Genomic DNA, 16,828 nt, shown 5'->3' with positions numbered 1-16,828 from the left:
ATAGCGTGAACTGGTTATTTGCCTGCCTGATAAATGCTCATCAACAGGGCTTTGCTGATGCGCTGACTCGCCCGTTTGCCCAGATGCCCCTGCCCGTCGGAGTCGATGCCGTTTACTTCCGACGGATCGGCGGCACTGGCGCGGTTATCCTGACAAATGCGGGCGACGCCACCCTGCTGACAGGCGTTTTCGTTCGTTTCGATCGCCTGTAAATCGAAGATCACGTCGGTGGTGCCGAAGGTGGTTTTCATCCATTGGCCCACGTTCTGCTTAGCCGCGTTGCCGCCATCAGCCGAGGTGTCGTAGACGAGCGGCGGCGTGATGTGCACAAACCGAAGGCCCGGAATCTGCGCGCGCAGGTCATCAATGAAGGCTTTGTACGCGGTTTTAACCGTCTCCCGGTTGTCGTCGCGGATGTCGGCGTAGCCAAACTTGAACACGGCGATCTGGAGCGTTGCCTTGTTGCGTAGGGCGTGGTCTTTGAAGACCCGGATCTTATCGGCCGGATTCCCATTGGCGATGCCGCCCACGTCGACGAAGATGCCGCCGTTGAGCCCGTCGCTCAGTTTGCCATCGGGGCCGTAGTACGTAAACCGATAGCCATTGGCGCGACTGCCTTCTTCGAGATCCTGCCCAACCGACTGATGCAGAAATAGCACGCGCCAGCCGTTGATGCGGTCTTTTTCGGCGGTAGTGAGTTTGTCCCAGGCGTCGATGCCCGCCAGCCCGACCGTGCCGGGTTGGCCCTTGCCTAGGCCGGTGGGCGTGGTGCCGGGGTCGGTTGGGACGGGTGTGGTGCCGTCGTCGGGGGCTTTGGCGCAGCCCAGCAAGGCGAGTAGCAGGCTAAATAACAGACAGGTACGTTGCATGGTGTAGCGCACACTGAAGGAACAGGTGCGTTACAAACCTAGGCGTAGGCTCCTGTTACCACCTGCCGGAATGCGTAAATGGCTGACTTTGCCGGGCGAATGGCAGAGACGATTGAGCCGCTGTTGCAGCGGTTGCTAGGCCAGACCGAGCAGTTCGAGCACCTGCGCTTTTTCGCGCCGCGACACATCAACTTCGCTGCCATCGACCATCACGATGGTGCCGCCATCACCCCGGATGTATTCAGCGATGTGCCGCACATTGATCACCGCCGACCGGTGCACCCGCACGAAGCCCATCGGTAACAGCACATCGGCAAACTGGCCGATGGTGCGCGAGGCTACCAGCCGTGGCCGGTCGGTGCAGTAAAAGGTGGTATAGTTGCTGTCGGCTTCGAGGCGGATGATGTGCTCGATGGGAATAAACACAACGCCCCGCCCCGACGGTACGGGCAGTTTCTGAAACTGAAGTGGCCAGGCGGGTGTGGCCGGCAGTTTGGTCTGAAGGCGTTGCTCAAGCCGACTGATGGCTTTGCTTAATTCAGCTTCGCTCACAGGTTTGAGCAGGAAATCGACGGCACTTTGCCGCACGGCTTCGATGGCGTACTGGCTGTGGGCGGTGGTGAAAATGACCTCAAACGGGTAGGGGCCATACTGGTTCAGCAGCGCAAAGCCATCCAGTCGCGGCATATCCACATCCAGAAACAGCACGTCGGGCTGATGCTGCCGTAGCCCAAGCAGGGCCGCTTCGGGGTCGTCGTAACTGGCTATGATCTGAATGGCGGGAGCCACGCGTTGCAGCTTGATCGCCAGCACATCGAGGCTCATGCGTTCGTCGTCGATCAAAATGGCGTTCATCGGCCTGAAAATAGCGAGAAAGGGCGAACTGAACCAGCCGATGGCGTTGATTTCAGGTACGTTAGGCGACTTTTAGCGTGAGAGTAACCAACGTACCTGGCGACGCATCGGTGACCGTCAGTGTAGCCCCCAGCGCCGTTAGCCGTTCGGCCGTAACAGTCATCCCCAGCGATTCGCGTCGGTTGGCGGTGGGTGGCTGGTGGAGCGCCGCCGAAGCCGTCCGCCCAATGCCATTGTCGGCGATGGTGATCAGCAACTGCGGCCCCTCGCGACGGCACATGATTGTAAGCCGCCCGGTACCGTCGGTTTTGTGGCGCAGCCCGTGCAGAATGGCGTTTTCCACAAACGGCTGAATGAGCATGGGCGCAATGGGTACGTGGCTCAGGGCAGGGTCGCAATCGAGTTGATAGGTAAACCGGCCCCGGCTGCGCTCCTGTTCCAGTTCGATATAAAGCCCAAGTGTCGCGAGCTCATCGGCCAGCAGAATCGACTCGTGGCGCGACTGTTCCAGCACGTTGCGGATCAGCTGCGAAAACCGTTGCAGGAAGTCAGAGGCACGGTCAGGTTGCTGGCTCAGGATGTAATAATCGAGTGTATTGAGGCAGTTAAACACAAAATGGGGGTTCATCTGCGCTCTGAGCGCCCGCATCTCGGCTTCGGCCCGTTGCTGTTGCAGTTGGGCCTGCTCGCGCCGCGACAGGTTGATTCGGTAGCCCAGACCAAACGAAAACAGTAGCATTTCGGTGGCCGTCCCGATGGGCATCAGGAAATTGACAAACGTGGCCCCGGCCCAGATACCCAGATTTTTGAGCGAAAACAACCCGATCGTCACGAACAGTACCAGCCAGCCCAGCACGTAGAACAGGGCCGGGGCGTAACCCCGCCGCCAGATGAGGAGCGCTGCCACCCAGGTAACCAGAATCACCGGCACCACCGACAGCGCTACGAACTGCGTGACCTGGGCGGAATTGGCCACCAAGGCTACTACCGAAATGCCCAACCCTACCACGACGAAGCCATACAGCACCCACCGGAGACGGGGTAGCCGTTGCGGAATGGCCAGAAAATGATTGGCAAAGCCCGCCGCCGTGGCGATGGTGAGGCCCGTAAACACGTTCTGCGCCCGCACGGCCCAGTCGGGACTGTTGGGCCAAAGCCATTTGAACCCCAAGCCATACATGCACAGGTGAGTAGCGGTCATGGCTAGCAGGTATACGGTATAAAGCAGGTAGCCCCGGTCGCGCACCGACACGAACAGGAAGGCGTTGTAGATCAGCATGGCCAGCATCGCCCCGAAGTAGAGCGCCATGATGGTCTCAAACTCGCGGGCGTAACTGTGAGCCACGGGCAGCGGCAGAAAATCAAGCGTGTACTGCTGCGAATTGACGCCTGCCAGCCGCAGGTAAGCCGTGTAGGGGCTTGGGTCGGTTAGCCGAAGGGGGAAATCGAAGGTGAGGGCGTCGAACGGGCGCTGGGTGAACGGAAACCGGATACCCGCGGGCCACTGCTGCACCCGCCCCACCGGATCGACCAGATACAGATCGCAGACCGTCGACGACAGGCTCATCACGCGCAGCATCCAGACTGGCTGCTGCGCCGCTACCCCGTTGCGGATCGAAAACCGCAGCCAGTGTGCCCGATCGGTATGCCCGAAGTCGATCTGATCGGCCTCGATCGGCGTCATCGGTTGCCGACGTACTTGCGCGAGGGTAAGGGGACCATCAGTCTCGGTCAGGTACGTTACCGCCGCCTGAAGCGCGTGGGGTTGCCCCGCCCGGTCGAGCTGCACGGCCGTGGGTATGTTGTCGCTAGGTACGTTACGGCGGCCATCGTTGGTATGGCAGGCTACAAACAGTAACGCCAAGGTCAACAACAGGCCGGAACGCAACCGGCCAGGCCAGCTATGGCTCAGCCGGTTGCAGCGCTCGTGGCCTGTTTTGCTTCCGTACCTCATGAGGCAAAGAACGGCATCTGTAACCGGGATTCCTTGGGTGTATTTACCGAGCGCGCGCTGCCAGATCCGTTAATGGAATATCCAGCATCCGGCCAACGGGTTGCCCGTTGCGGTAGGCTATGACCCGCAACCGATCGGCTCCTTTCGGGAACACAAACGGCTGCCCATAGCGCGGCGACTGCGCGTCGGGGAGGGTATTATCGGTGGTGTAATACAGTTCGGTATCGGGTAACTCATGGCTGATAACCACATCGAGTAAGCCACCGGGCCCCTGCCGTTGCACCGTCACGAAGGGGTTGAGGTAGCTGCGGCTGTAATTGACTCCCGCCGCATCGAACCGGACAAAATGCTGCTCGACCCGTCGGATGAAATCGGACCAGTTGCGGCTGCTTTTGGGCGACCACAAGGCCTCGGCAATGGCGAAGGCACGGGGCCACACCATGTACTCGGCGTGGCGCGTGGTGGGTATCGATTCGGTCCAGAGGTTGGCCTGCCCACCCAGAATCAACTCGGTCCGAACGCTGTCGGGGACGGGTTCGAAGGCATACGAATTACTGAGGCGGCACAGGCTGTAGGTACTCGGTTCGGCCGATGGGTCGCCCTGATACAGATCGAGGTAGCAGTTCTGGTAGGGCGTCATGATCACCGGTCGGCCCTGTTTGGCGGCGGCAATACCCCCGTTCATGCCCCGCCAACTCATGACAGTAGCGCCGGGCGCCAGGCCCCCTTCCAGAATTTCGTCCCAGCCAATGAGTCGCTTGCCTTTGCTGTTGACGATCTTTTCCACGCGCCGCACGAAATAGCTCTGTAGTTCTTCCACCGTCTTCAGCCCGTTGGCGGCCATCAGCGGTTTGCAGGCCTCGCAGGTCGCCCAGAAGCCTTTGTAAGCTTCGTCGCCCCCAATGTGGATGTAAGGCGCCGGGAACAGCGCCGCCACTTCGGTAAACACCTTATCGACAAATAGATATGTACTGTCGCTGCATGGATTGAGCGTGTTGTCTTCCAGCTTGTAGAACTTGCCATTGGGGTAGATGGGTACTTTTTTACCACTGCACGTCAGCGACGGGTAGGCCGAAATAGCCGCCAGCATATGCCCCGGCATGTCGATTTCGGGCACCACCATCACCTGCCGTTCGGCCGCATAGCGCACCACCTCCCGAATCTCGTCCTGCGTGTAAAAGCCGCCGTAGGATTGGGGTTCGCCGGGAATAGGGTTCTCGCGGCTGTTCCATGGGCCAGTGCGGGGGGCTCGCCACGCGCCCGCCTGCGTCAGGTTGGGCAGGCTTTTGATCTCGATTCGCCAGCCCTGATCGTCGGTCAGGTGCCAATGGAACACGTTGTATTTATAGCGAGCCATCAGGTCGATGAAACGCTTCACGTAATCTTTCGTGAAAAACGAGCGGCTCACGTCGAGCATCATACCCCGCCAGCCAAACCGGGGCTGATCGCGGATGGTGCAGGCAGGCAGCGTAGTCGTGCGTGCAGGTACGTTACCCGCAAACCGGAAACCGGGCCGTTCGCGGTCGGGCGGCAGCAGTTGCCGTAGCGTTTGCAGGCCGTAAAAAATACCCGGCACATCGGGAGCCGTCAGCCTGATTCCCGTTGATGATACCACCAGCTCGTAGCCTTCGCGGCCCAGTCCCGCCACGGCGGCCAGTCGCACGGTGATGTTGTTGGCAGGGCGGGCCAGGTCGTTGATGCGCAGGCCGGGCAGGTTGGTCTGCACGATCTGCCGCACCTCGGCTACGGGCGTTTGTAGGGCCAGCTGCGTTTGAGGCGTGATTGTGAACTGTCCCTTATCGAGCTGAATAGACTGCGGCTGTGGAATCAGGGCGGGTAGGGTAGGCTGGGCAAGGGCGGAGATAGGGAAGCTGGCTGCGGCGCACAGCAGGTGCCACCAGCCCCGACGGTGGGCTGTACGGGGTACTTTCGACGAATTCATGCCGTAAACAGGGCGGATACAGTGAAGTGAATGGTAGTAAAAAGGGGAGACGCCGAAGGGGTTACTCCATCGTCAGCCGCAGGATGCGCCCCGGCCCTTCGACCGACACATAGATGCTGCCGTCGGGGGCCTGTTTGACGTTGCGGACCCGGTTACCCTGAAGCAGCTTTTCTTCGCGCACGACGGTGTTGCCGTCCAGTTCGAGCCGGCTCAGGTACGTTAGCGCCAGCCCACCTGCCAGCAGGTTGCCGCTCCAGGCCTTAAACATTGGACTGTTCACGAACGTCAGGCCGCAGGGGCCGATCGATGGTGTCCAGGTGTACACCGGGTTTTCGACGCCTGTCATCGTGGGTGTGGCCGAGATCGTCGTGCCATCGTAATTGACGCCGTAGGAAACCAGCGGCCAGCCGTAGTTTTTGCCTTTCTGGACGATGTTAATCTCATCACCGCCTTTCGCACTGTGTTCGGTTTCCCAGATCGCGCCCGTCGTTGGGTTCAAGGCCAGCCCCTGCGGGTTGCGGTGCCCATACGAATAAACCGTGGTCGGGGCCGAGTTGCCGGGCAGAATCGGGTTGTCGGACGGAATGGCGCCCGCGTCGGTCATGCGGTGAACTTTACCCCACTCGGTCTGCACGTTCTGGGCGTTTTTGTTGGGCGAATTGGCGCCGCCGTAGCTGCTGGGACCACCTTCGCCCACGCTCAGGTACAGCATACCCGCCTGATCGAACACGATGCGGCTGCCGTAATGCCCTTTCCACTGATTAGTCGCTGCCGCCTGAAAAATAGGCTGCACGTCGGTCAGCGCGTTGCCGTTGAGTTTGAAACGAATGAGCTTCAGCGCCGTATTCGACGTACCGGATACCGTGGCGGCGTAACTGGCGTATATCCAGCCGTTTGCCGCGTAGTTGGGATGCACGCGCAGATCCAGCAAACCACCCTGCCCGCTGGTATTGATGTCGGTGGGCAGTCCGGTCACTTCGGCAACCGTCTGGCCCAATCGGCGATACATACGACCCCGCTTTTCAGCAAACAACAGCTCGCCGCTAGGCAGAAAATCCATGCCCCAGATGATCTCGTAGCCCGTCAGGAGAGTCTCCGTGCGCAGGCCCGCCGTTGTCGTGCCTGTTCCCGATTGGGGCGGCGTGGTGGGGTTGGTTTCAGTCGACGTAGGGTCGTCGGATCGTTGGCAGGCGGCGAAACCCAGTGCAGCGGCCAGCGTTAGGGAGACAAAGATTGATGAGCGGATCATAGCGTTATAAGTCGTTGAGTGTTATAGCGCTAACGACGGTGTTGGCGGCTTTGTTATTAGCGTCGGGTTAGGCGGCGCGGGAGGCACCTACAAAAACACGCCGCTTTCCGAAACCTAAGGCCGTTCTTCTTTCTTATTAGAACTATGGCAGATACTGTTCAAAATCATATCCGAACCGCCCTTGTAACGGGCGGTTCAAAAGGCATTGGCTACGGGGTAGCCGAAATGCTCATCAAGGAAGGCGTGAAAGTGGCGATTACGAGCCGGTCGCAGGAAGCCGCCAATAAGGCCGCCGCTAAGCTGAACCAGTTGAAAGACGGCTACGCGCTGGGTTTTGCCGCCGACGTGCGCGATCTGGCATCGCAGCAGCAGGTGGTCGACCAACTGCTTGGGCAGTGGGGACGGCTCGATTACGTCATCGCCAACGCCGGGGTAGGTCATTTTGCGCCCATTCAGGAACTGACGCCCGAGCAATGGCAGGAAACGATCGACATCAACCTGACGGGTGTATTCAACACGGCCAAAGCGACAATTGCCGAGCTGAAGAAAACCGAAGGCTATTTCATCAGCATCGCGAGTCTGGCTGGTACCAATTTCTTCGAGAAAGGCTCGGCCTACAACGCCAGCAAGTTTGGGCTGGTTGGTTTCTCGCAGGCCATCATGCTCGACCTGCGCAGCGAAGGTATCAAGGTCAGCACCATTATGCCCGGTTCGGTGGCGACGGAGTTTGCCGACCACGTACCCAGTGACGCCGACGCCTGGAAAATCCAGCCCGAAGACATCGGCAAACTGGTAGTCGATCTGCTGAAGATGCATCCGCGCACCCTGCCCAGCAAGATCGAAGTCCGCCCCACAATTCCGGGTGGAAAGAAGTAATCGTGAGGTTTAAAGTCCAATGTCCAACGTTCAATGGCTGACGTTCAACTAACTTGCTAAAAAAGACAAGTGCTGCTGACTTTAGACATTGGACTTTGGACTTTGAACCCTGAACCTTGAACATCATCTCCATGCGCCACATCGTCATTATTGGGAACGGCATTGCCGGGATTACGGCTGCCCGCGAACTGCGCAAAGGCAGTGATGATCAGATCACTGTCGTGTCGTCGGAAACCGATCATTTCTTTTCGCGGACGGCTCTCATGTACATCTACATGGGCCACATGACGTATGCCCACACGAAACCGTATGAAGATTGGTTCTGGGCCAAAAACCGCATCGACCTGCTACGGGCACACGTAACCGGGGTTGATTTTGACCAGAAACAGCTCACCACCGACGCGGGGCAGATACTCCGCTACGACGTGCTATTGCTGGCGCTCGGCTCGCAACCCAACCGACCCGGCGCGCTGGCGGGTGAACGCTCAGGTACGTTGCTACGGGGTGTGCAGGGACTCTACGGTATGCCCGATCTGGAGCAACTGGAGGCATTGACCGCTGAAGGCATCAGTCGGGCGGTGATCGTTGGGGGTGGGCTCATCGGTATCGAACTCTGCGAAATGTTGCTGTCGCGGCAGATTCCGGTGTCGTTTCTGGTGCGTGAAAAAAGCTTCTGGTCGAGTGTGTTGCCCGCCGAGGAATCAGAACTGGTCACACGCCATATTCGCGACCATCACGTCGATCTGCACCTGGAAACCGAAGTGGCCGACCTGCACGATGATGGCAACGGCCGTGTGGCGGCCGTATCGACTACGGCCGGGCAACGCCTCGACGCGCAGTTTGTGGGCGTTTCGGTGGGTGTCTCGGCCAACATCGGCTGGCTGCGGGGTACGTCGCTGGAAACCGACCGGGGCATTCTGGTCGACGAATACCTGCGCACCAACGTACCTGACGTGTATGCCCTCGGCGACTGTGTGCAGCACCGCACGCCGCCGCCGGGCCGCAAAGCCGTTGAGCAGATCTGGTACACGGGCCGGATTATGGGTGAAACTGTGGCCAAAACCCTGCTGGGGCAACCCACGCCCTACCAGCCCGGCGTATTTTTCAACTCGGCCAAATTCTTCGACATCGAGTACCAGACCTACGGCGACGTACCTGCCCGCCTCCCCGACGACGGTACGGTGGCGACGTTCTATTGGGCGCACCCCGACGGTAAAAAAGCGTTCCGCGTCAATTACCGCGCCGATACGGGCGCCGTAACCGGGATGAACGCGCTCGGTATCCGGCAGCGGCAGGAGGTCTGGACGCGCTGGATCGACACCAAACGACCCATTGGGTACGTGCTCGAACACCTGCCACAGGCCAACTTTGACCCCGAATTTTTCCGCCAGTACGAACGTGACATTATCGAAGCCTACAACGCACAACAGCCCGGCGAGCCCGTTCGGCTTAGAGCGAAAAAAGGCTTGTTCGGGTTGTTTGCGTGAGCGGTTTAGCTTTGAGTAAGCAGGTTGATGCTACTTTTGATAGTATCATTTGATACTATCATGACCTCGTCCTACACGATTATCCCCACGTAATGGTCACGGCCTGTTCCAGATCGGGGTGAAGGCTAATGGCGACGGGGCAGGTGTGAGCAATCTTTTCCAGCTTTGTTTTCTGGGCCTCCGTGATGGGCGTACCATCGGCGGTGGTGGCACGCAGGGTCATGGCAATCTCGATGCGGGCAATGCGGCGCGGCGGCTCCGTCGACATGACTTTGGTCACGCTGGCGTCGCTGTTGAGCAGTTCGATGCCGTCGCGGCGGGCAAAAATAGCCATCGTCGTCAGGATACACGTACCCAGCGCATTGGCGACCAGATCGGTGGGGGAGAAGGCTTCGCCCCGGCCCTGGTTGTCGGTGGGGGCATCGGTGTAAATCTGGGTGCCCGATTGCAGGTGGGTATCCTGGGTACGTAGGTCGCCGAGGTAGCTGATCTGGATGGTTGGCATGCCGACAAGTAAAGTGAGTTGAGGCGGTAAAAATCGACATTCGCTAGACAATCCGGCCACGCTTTTCCCGAAAACTTTTCTGGCAATAATGACCAGCAAAGCGATCAGGTGCTTGTCAGGCAATCAGGCCAACGCCACTCAACAGGCTCACTGCCTGCAAAACGGCTCCTATCTTCCTGGTGATGTCGTCCAGGATGAGCGCGATATTGGCCAGATGATCCGACGTCTCTTCAATCTTTTCAGACAGGGCAGTCAGCTTCGCTACCTGGGCCTCGATCTCGTTGGCTTGTTGGGCTAAATCCAGAATCAGAATATCGTTGGCGAGTTGGTCTAACTGCTTAATTGCCTGGCGGAGCAGGGTTTTCTGGGCTTCATCCGTGAGGCTATCCCGTTCGGCAATGAGTGCGGCTTGCGCTTCGTTGATCGCTTTAAACAGGGCAATGAGGGTCGTTTTCATGGCTAGTGGGGGTTATAGCTTCACCTCTTTGTAGGTCGTCTGTAAATCCTGAACGGCGTTGTACAGCCCCAGCAGTTGCTTGCCAAGGCTGGCCAGGGTTTGTTTGGCCATCAAGGATTGCTTCAGTTCTGCGTGGGCCAGCCGTACCTGCCTGAAGGCCAGCACGGTTTGTTTATTCAACTGCTTGAGTTGCTGCTGTTGGGCAACCAGTGCAGACACGTTTACGGCCATCTGATAGCGCTCAACAGCAGCCCCGGTTGGTATGGAGCGTAACAGGCCATCGACGTTGCGCGTGTTGACCAGTTCAATGCCGTCGATAAATACGCTGACGTTGTTTTGAAAGTACGTTTCGTTGGATTGGCACAGCGCTGCTACCAGCGCATCGCCCTCGGCAACGAATCGCTGAATAGCCTTTGTCTGTTTGCCACTGATATAGCGCCCGCTCAGGGCTTTCAACGTGCCGCTCAGCGCCGCCCCAACCCCCGATACGCCGGGGATAAACGCGGCTACTTTGTCGACCGATTCTCCGAGGGCATCGGCCGATGTGCCGGCCGTAGTGGCGAAGTCAGGCGATGAAAGGCGTTGAAGAGCGGTGGCGTAGGCGCTGATAGCGGCCATGCTGGCTTTGAAACGGCGGGCTGTGTCCAGGCTTCGTAACTTCTCGCTGTGAAGGTCAGCTATGGCTTTATAGGTCAACGGATCGGTTGCGCCAACGTTCTGGCTGGCGTTTAGTACGCGCCGTTTGTATTGGCTGTCAAGTACTTCATTTAGTACTTTCTCCGGATAGTCGACCCCTTTGCCCGTTAGCGTAGCAAACTGGTTGACGGCTTCGACCTGCGATTGGGTCAACGTGGCGCAGCCGGTCAGCGCGGAGGCACCGGCAAACAGCAAGACGATGAGAAGACGTGACATAGGCGTATAAGGGGTAAGGGAGTGGTGTACAAATGCGGTGTTGGGTGATCAAAGCTACACAGACCTGTACCATAAGGGTAGCGCCTTTTTCCCATATAAGCAAAGGCGTATTTACCGTTTATGTGGTTAGTTTTGTTGACCGCACCCGTCGGCGTCGCATGGTCAAAGGCATTGGCCAACGGGCCGCAGTGGCTGCGCTCCCTACATTTAACAAACCTTTACTCATGGTTAACGAACCCGTAGCCTCTTCGGGCCAACCCCTCACGGAACAGACCGACAACCGATCGGCCCTGTACACGCTCATGACTGTCTGGTTTTTCTGGAGTTTTGTGGCGGCTTCCAACGGTATCCTCATCCCACTGTTCAAAGACAAATTCAACCTGTCGCAGACGCAGGCGCAGTACATCGACTTTGCTTTCTACGCGGCTTATTTTGTGGGATCCATTCTGTATCTATTGGTGTCGGCGTCGATCAAAACCGACGTATTGAACCGAATTGGCTATAAAAACGGGATCATCTACGGCCTGCTGGTATCGGCTGTGGGTACGTTGCTGTTCTATCCGGCGGCGCAGTTACAGTCATATTCGCTGTTACTGTCGGGGCTGTTTATCGTTGGGTTGGGTTTCTCCTTGCAACAGACGGCCACGCAGCCGTTTATGATTGCGCTGGGGCCACCCGAAACGGGCTCGCAGCGGATCAACCTGGGTGGGGCTGTCAACAACCTGGGGGGCACCATCGGCCCCGTGCTGGTGTCGTTTGCCATCTTCGGGTCGATCTCGCCCGAAGCCGCTAAAAGCGCGACCGTTGAATCGGTGAAAGTGCCTTATCTGGTGCTGGGGGGGCTTTTCCTGGCACTGGCCGCTTTTTTCAAACTGTCGAAACTGCCGCATATTACCAACGATGAGAAGGTAGAAGTAGGTACGGGTGTACTGAAATTCCCGCAGCTGATCTTGGGCATGACTGCCATTTTCGTCTACGTGGGCGTTGAGGTAACTATCGGTTCGAACCTCGGTGAGTATCTGAAAAAAGTAGAAAACCTCGAAGCCTCGCAGGTGTCGAAATACGTGTCGCTGTTCTGGGGGAGTATGATGATCGGCCGCTGGACAGGCTCGATCTCGAACTTCAATCCAACGCCCGCCATGAAGCGGATGCTGGTGTTTGTGGTGCCGTTCGTTGCATTTGGTATCGTATTGGGCGTAAACGCGCTCTACAGCGGCGACGTAACCGACCTGTTGCCCTACGCCGTTTGCGTGCTTGTAATGATTGCTACCTTCCTGGCTGCCCGCGAAAAGCCCGTTACCATCCTGCTCTATTTCACCGCCGCCGGTGCTCTGCTGGCCCTGATCGGCGTGCTGACTACGGGCAAAGTGGCCCTGTTCTCGCTCATCAGCGGTGGGTTGTTCTGCTCGATTTTGTGGCCCAGCATCTTCTCGCTTGGTACGGCGGGTCTTGGCAAATACACCAACCAGGGGGCGGCGTTCCTGATCATGATGATCCTTGGTGGGGCGATCGTGCCGGTATTGCAGGGTAAACTAGCCGACAGCATCGGCATTCAGCAGTCGTACCTGGTAGCGGTAGCTTGTTTCGCTTATCTCTTTTTCTTCGGTATTCGCGTGCAGGCTGTGCTGCGCAAACAGGGTATCGATTTTGATCAGGCCGTGTCTGGCGGTAAGAGCGGGCATTAACATAGTTTGTGGTTTGTGGTTTGTAGAGTATGGCGGGCCAGTAAATCGCTGGAAGGGCTATGAGGCCTGTTCAGCAACCGCTGCGACGTAAACGAACCACAACCTACAGTAGCTGACCGGCAAAAACGACGAACTGTAGATTACCTATGGCTAAACGCAAGACTACCAATACCGACGTACCTGCTGCCGAACTGGCGGCGGTTACGCCCCTTCCCACACCAGAGAGTGAGCAGGCTGCCTCAACAAGCAGCGAAACCAGTAGCGGATCGGCCCCCGGCCACTATTCGCGCTTCTCTGACCTCGACATTTACCTGTTCCGCGAAGGCAAGCACACCCGCCTTTACGAAAAATTCGGCTCGCACGTGGTTACGCACAACGGCGTGTCGGGTACGTATTTCGCAGTATGGGCACCCTCGGCCAGGTACGTGTCGGTGATTGGTGATTTCAACGGCTGGGACCGCGGCAGTACCACCATGAACGTGCGCTGGGATTCGTCGGGAATCTGGGAAATTTTTGTGCCCGGTGTGGCTACCGGTACCACGTACAAATATTTCATCGTCCACGAAAGTGGGCGCGAGCTGGAAAAAGGGGATCCGTACGCCCATTTCTGGGAAATTCCCCCGCAGACCGCCACCAAAGTGTGGGACACGTATTATGAATGGAACGATCAGGACTGGATGGCCACTCGCCACGAGAAAAATGCCCTGAACGCCCCCATTTCCATTTACGAAGTACACCTGTCGTCGTGGAAGCGCGATCCCGGCAATCCCACCCGCGAACTGAGCTACGGCGAAATTGGCGATTCGCTGGTCGAGTATGTCAAAGAAATGGGCTTTACGCACGTGGAGTTCATGCCCGTGATGCACTACCCGTATCCGCCGTCGTGGGGCTATCAGGTGACCGGCTATTTTGCGCCGAGCAGCCGATTTGGCGCGCCGCAGGATTTTATGCAGCTGGTTGAGCGGTTGCATCAGGCGGGCATCGGGGTCATTCTCGACTGGGTGCCGGCTCACTTTCCCGGCGATGCCAACGGGCTGTATGAGTTTGATGGCTCGCACCTCTATGAGCACCCCGACCCGCGCATGGGGTATCATCCCGACTGGAAATCGTACATTTTCAACTACGGTCGTCCCGAGGTACGTTCGTTTCTGATCAGCAACGCGCTGTTCTGGTTCGACCGTTGCCATGCCGACGGCCTGCGGGTCGATGCCGTAGCCTCGATGCTGTACCTCGATTACTCGCGTAACGCGGGTGAGTGGGTGCCCAACGTCTTCGGCGGGCGCGAAAACCTGGATGCCATTTCGCTGTTTAAGGAAATCAACGAAGCCATTTATCGGGAGTTTCCGGGCACACAAACCATTGCCGAAGAATCGACCGCTTTCCCCGGTGTGTCGCGGCCGGTCTACACAGGCGGACTAGGTTTTGGCATGAAATGGATGATGGGTTGGATGAACGATACCCTGCGCTACTTCGAGCGGGAGCCTATCAATCGCAAATACCATCAAAGCGAGCTGACATTCAGTACCGTATACGCTTTTACGGAAAACTTCGTGCTGCCGCTCTCGCACGATGAGGTCGTGTATGGGAAACACGCGCTGGTAAGCAAAATGCCGGGCGACGAATGGCAGCGCTTTGCCAACCTGCGGCTGTTGTTTGCCTATATGTTTACGCACTCAGGAACCAAACTGCTGTTCCAGGGGGGCGAATTTGGCCAGACAGCCGAATGGAATTTTGATCAGAGCCTCGACTGGCACCTGCTCGACCATGGGCCGCACAAGGGGATGGCAGCTTGCGTGAAGGCCCTCAACCAGTTGTATCGCACCGAACCGGCCATGTATGAGCGGAATTTCTCGTCTGATGGCTTCGAATGGATTGATACGACCGACCACGAAAACAGCATACTGGTGTATGCCCGTAAAGGCGAGAAAACCGAGGAAACGCTGATTGTGGTGCTCAACATGACGCCTGTACCGCGCCCTGGCTACCGGATCGGGGTTCCGGCGGCGGGTAGCTACGGCGAAATCTTCAACTCCGACGATCAGAGCTACTACGGTAGTGGCCTGCTCAACCCGGCGCCGATTCAGACAGAAGCTACGCCATTGCATGGCAAAGAGCAATCGATCACGCTGACGTTGCCGCCGCTGGGTGCAACGGTGCTGAAATGGATCGAATAAAGTAAGGCACTCTCTTGTCGATTGTTACAAAAACCCCCTGCTGGCAGGGGGTTTTCTTTTTTTGATTTAACTTAACTAAGAGTGGTCATTTGCCCGGTGATACCACTGTCAGCAATCCGTATGTTCAGCCGGTTGGTTTCTCTGCCCGCTAATACCACCCTGTTTACCGACTCGACTGCGTCGAACCAAGCGACCGACCAGTATCGGTTGCGGGCAGTTACCGCCGCCGCCGAGTCTATTGCCGACGTGTCGATCTTGGTCAATTGCCAGGTGGGTGGTCAGTTGGCTAGCTTGCAATCGGGTGACTGGTACCGGGCCCGCGTGTGGTCGTGTGGTGAATTACCAACGCTCACCGCAATCATCCAAATTATGCTTCGTCACGTCGTGACACTCCACCAGCAGGCCTGGACAAAACGCATCCGACTTAACGGCATATTGCGTTTTCAACAGAGTAGCTCCATACGAATAGGGCAGTAGGCAAGATAGCTCGTTGCTTAGCCACTGCTCAATTGAAAGTTAACTAGCTGTTGTGATACAAGCCTGAATAGCGGAAGCATGTTATTCCGAACGTGAAGTTCATCAAACACGCGCTGAAGTCGGTATCGTTTCAAGATGTCGTTGGCACCTGTATCGGGAAATAAGATATCGGCCGTGATGGTACCTGTCAGTACGTCAAATGTAAACTGTGCGTTGATCAGGTTAAGAAACTCGTTGATTTTTGACAGCTTGAAAGGATCATTTAGCACTTCAGGGTGGCAATACAAGCAATAGGTAGAGACCTCGTTGATCAGTTTCGATAGGTTAAGGTATTGGTATCGAAGCGTTTCGTTGCCAGGACGGGCCACAACTTCATGGTAGATGCGATTAAGGATAGGCTCGAAACCCACCAACGCTACCATCGTGGGCTGAGTGGTGTCATGAATAGCAGCACTAATGTTACTTAGTAGGGAATCCCGGTTAGCGGCCGACAGGCTCAGAGCTGTTGCAGAATAGTCATATACCAAAGCGTCTTTGGTGCGGCGATACGACATAAACGTGCGCAGGTGTTCGTTGATCGTCGGGTTAGCCAAATGAAAAATCTCCAGGTGATGGCGTGCCAGTTGATCATAAACGTACTCGAGTTGTCGAACGGCCGAGAACGCCATTGGCTCTTCCATGGCCGCCGTTTCACTGGGTACGTCGGTCAGTGATAGCCCCATCAAGTAGCAGCAGGTGCCATAGCCAACAGCGATGCGACAAACTTGAACAGGCTTATTAGGCACATGTTCGAAGGCCTTGTTGAACGTATCGCGCAGCATAAAGACGCCATCGATCTGCCTTTCTTCCAGCAGTTTTACCAAATCGTCAGCTACGTAAACGTTGTCTAATTTTTGGGTCTGCGCTTGAAGTTCGGCCGGATCGCTGAGGTTCTCGATCCAGTTTGGTGCACCTGCTTTGCCCGAAAAAGCAAACCGAATACCGTTGGGTACCTTCGATACCCCATCTTCGCCGATGACGCCCAATGCGCTTAACAGCAACGCTGCATAAGACGTAAACCCCGAGGCGAGCCGTAGTTCTGTATCTGCGTGATTGACCGAAAACTGGGAGGCATGTACGGTTTGCCAAAGGTCGGCTGCTGTAGCGTCGGCGCGATCTAATACAATTTGCGCAATCTTCCGATAGGTATCATCCTTGGCTTTAACCTGCTGCTTCAGAATCCGATTGAAGCCTGCCGGGTCGAGTTGTTCCCCAAATTTTTGGGCTTGTTTAACAAAATCGCTTTGCGTGCCGCTCCCGATATGTTTTCTGAGATAGATAGATAACTTTTCTTCTGGAGACATAAGCGTAAATGATAGACTTTAGCCTAATGTAGATTCTTTTTCT

General features: G+C 57.0%; 14 protein-coding genes. 5 read left to right on the top strand and 9 right to left on the bottom strand.

Annotated features, from left to right (window positions below; genetic code table 11):
- Nucleotides 1-14: 14 nt before the first annotated feature.
- From ACAW74_RS24210 to ACAW74_RS24190, 5 genes are all read right to left on the bottom strand, one after another.
- Entirely contained in the window at nt 15-881 is an 867-nt protein-coding gene (locus tag ACAW74_RS24210; protein ID WP_370700828.1) for a hypothetical protein, read from the bottom strand.
- 123 nt (nt 882-1,004) lie between these two features.
- Nucleotides 1,005-1,724: a LytR/AlgR family response regulator transcription factor gene (locus tag ACAW74_RS24205; protein ID WP_370700827.1), complete on the bottom strand. Its 720-nt coding sequence runs from the start codon at nt 1,722-1,724 to the stop codon at nt 1,005-1,007.
- 61 nt (nt 1,725-1,785) lie between these two features.
- Nucleotides 1,786-3,678, bottom strand: coding sequence for a 7TM diverse intracellular signaling domain-containing protein (locus ACAW74_RS24200; RefSeq protein WP_370700826.1), 1,893 nt, complete (start codon nt 3,676-3,678; stop codon nt 1,786-1,788).
- Nucleotides 3,679-3,721: 43 nt separating this feature from the next.
- Nucleotides 3,722-5,620 carry a beta-N-acetylhexosaminidase gene (locus tag ACAW74_RS24195; RefSeq protein WP_370700825.1) on the bottom strand — a complete coding sequence of 633 codons (1,899 nt, stop codon included), beginning with the start codon at nt 5,618-5,620 and terminating at the stop codon, nt 3,722-3,724.
- A 61-nt stretch (nt 5,621-5,681) separates the two neighbouring features.
- On the bottom strand, nt 5,682-6,869 hold the full coding sequence (locus ACAW74_RS24190; protein WP_370700824.1) for a PQQ-dependent sugar dehydrogenase: 1,188 nt from the start codon (nt 6,867-6,869) through the stop codon (nt 5,682-5,684).
- 144 nt (nt 6,870-7,013) lie between these two features.
- Here ACAW74_RS24190 and ACAW74_RS24185 point away from each other — a divergent pair, with 144 nt between their 5' ends.
- Nucleotides 7,014-7,745 (top strand): SDR family oxidoreductase, encoded by a 732-nt coding sequence (locus ACAW74_RS24185; protein ID WP_370700823.1) that lies wholly within the window; start codon nt 7,014-7,016, stop codon nt 7,743-7,745.
- A gap of 131 nt (nt 7,746-7,876) precedes the next feature.
- Nucleotides 7,877-9,232 (top strand): NAD(P)/FAD-dependent oxidoreductase, encoded by a 1,356-nt coding sequence (locus ACAW74_RS24180; protein WP_370700822.1) that lies wholly within the window; start codon nt 7,877-7,879, stop codon nt 9,230-9,232.
- Between the two features lie 79 nt (nt 9,233-9,311).
- Here ACAW74_RS24180 and ACAW74_RS24175 read toward each other — a convergent pair whose 3' ends face one another.
- The 3 genes from ACAW74_RS24175 to ACAW74_RS24165 all read right to left on the bottom strand — a co-directional run bounded on the left by ACAW74_RS24175 (nt 9,312) and on the right by ACAW74_RS24165 (nt 11,106).
- Nucleotides 9,312-9,737 carry an OsmC family protein gene (locus ACAW74_RS24175; RefSeq protein ID WP_370700821.1) on the bottom strand — a complete coding sequence of 142 codons (426 nt, stop codon included), beginning with the start codon at nt 9,735-9,737 and terminating at the stop codon, nt 9,312-9,314.
- Between the two features lie 115 nt (nt 9,738-9,852).
- Nucleotides 9,853-10,194 (bottom strand): hypothetical protein, encoded by a 342-nt coding sequence (locus ACAW74_RS24170; RefSeq protein ID WP_370700820.1) that lies wholly within the window; start codon nt 10,192-10,194, stop codon nt 9,853-9,855.
- Between the two features lie 12 nt (nt 10,195-10,206).
- Nucleotides 10,207-11,106 (bottom strand): hypothetical protein, encoded by a 900-nt coding sequence (locus tag ACAW74_RS24165; RefSeq protein ID WP_370700819.1) that lies wholly within the window; start codon nt 11,104-11,106, stop codon nt 10,207-10,209.
- Between the two features lie 224 nt (nt 11,107-11,330).
- On the opposite strand from ACAW74_RS24165, the gene ACAW74_RS24160 reads away from it, so the two are divergent.
- The 3 genes from ACAW74_RS24160 to ACAW74_RS24150 all read left to right on the top strand — a co-directional run bounded on the left by ACAW74_RS24160 (nt 11,331) and on the right by ACAW74_RS24150 (nt 15,442).
- Nucleotides 11,331-12,791 carry a sugar MFS transporter gene (locus ACAW74_RS24160; RefSeq protein WP_370700818.1) on the top strand — a complete coding sequence of 487 codons (1,461 nt, stop codon included), beginning with the start codon at nt 11,331-11,333 and terminating at the stop codon, nt 12,789-12,791.
- 146 nt (nt 12,792-12,937) lie between these two features.
- On the top strand, nt 12,938-14,965 hold the full coding sequence (gene glgB, locus ACAW74_RS24155; RefSeq protein ID WP_370700817.1) for a 1,4-alpha-glucan branching protein GlgB: 2,028 nt from the start codon (nt 12,938-12,940) through the stop codon (nt 14,963-14,965).
- Nucleotides 14,966-15,085: 120 nt separating this feature from the next.
- The gene (locus ACAW74_RS24150) at nt 15,086-15,442 is read left to right on the top strand and encodes a hypothetical protein (RefSeq protein WP_370700816.1); all 357 of its coding nucleotides are present in this window, start codon (nt 15,086-15,088) and stop codon (nt 15,440-15,442) included.
- 17 nt (nt 15,443-15,459) lie between these two features.
- Here ACAW74_RS24150 and ACAW74_RS24145 read toward each other — a convergent pair whose 3' ends face one another.
- Nucleotides 15,460-16,785: a hypothetical protein gene (locus ACAW74_RS24145; RefSeq protein ID WP_370700815.1), complete on the bottom strand. Its 1,326-nt coding sequence runs from the start codon at nt 16,783-16,785 to the stop codon at nt 15,460-15,462.
- Nucleotides 16,786-16,828: the final 43 nt, after the last annotated feature.

The organism is Fibrella musci, from assembly GCF_041321105.1.
GTDB lineage: Bacteria > Bacteroidota > Bacteroidia > Cytophagales > Spirosomataceae > Fibrella > Fibrella musci.
This window is presented reverse-complemented; position numbering and strand designations above follow the sequence as displayed.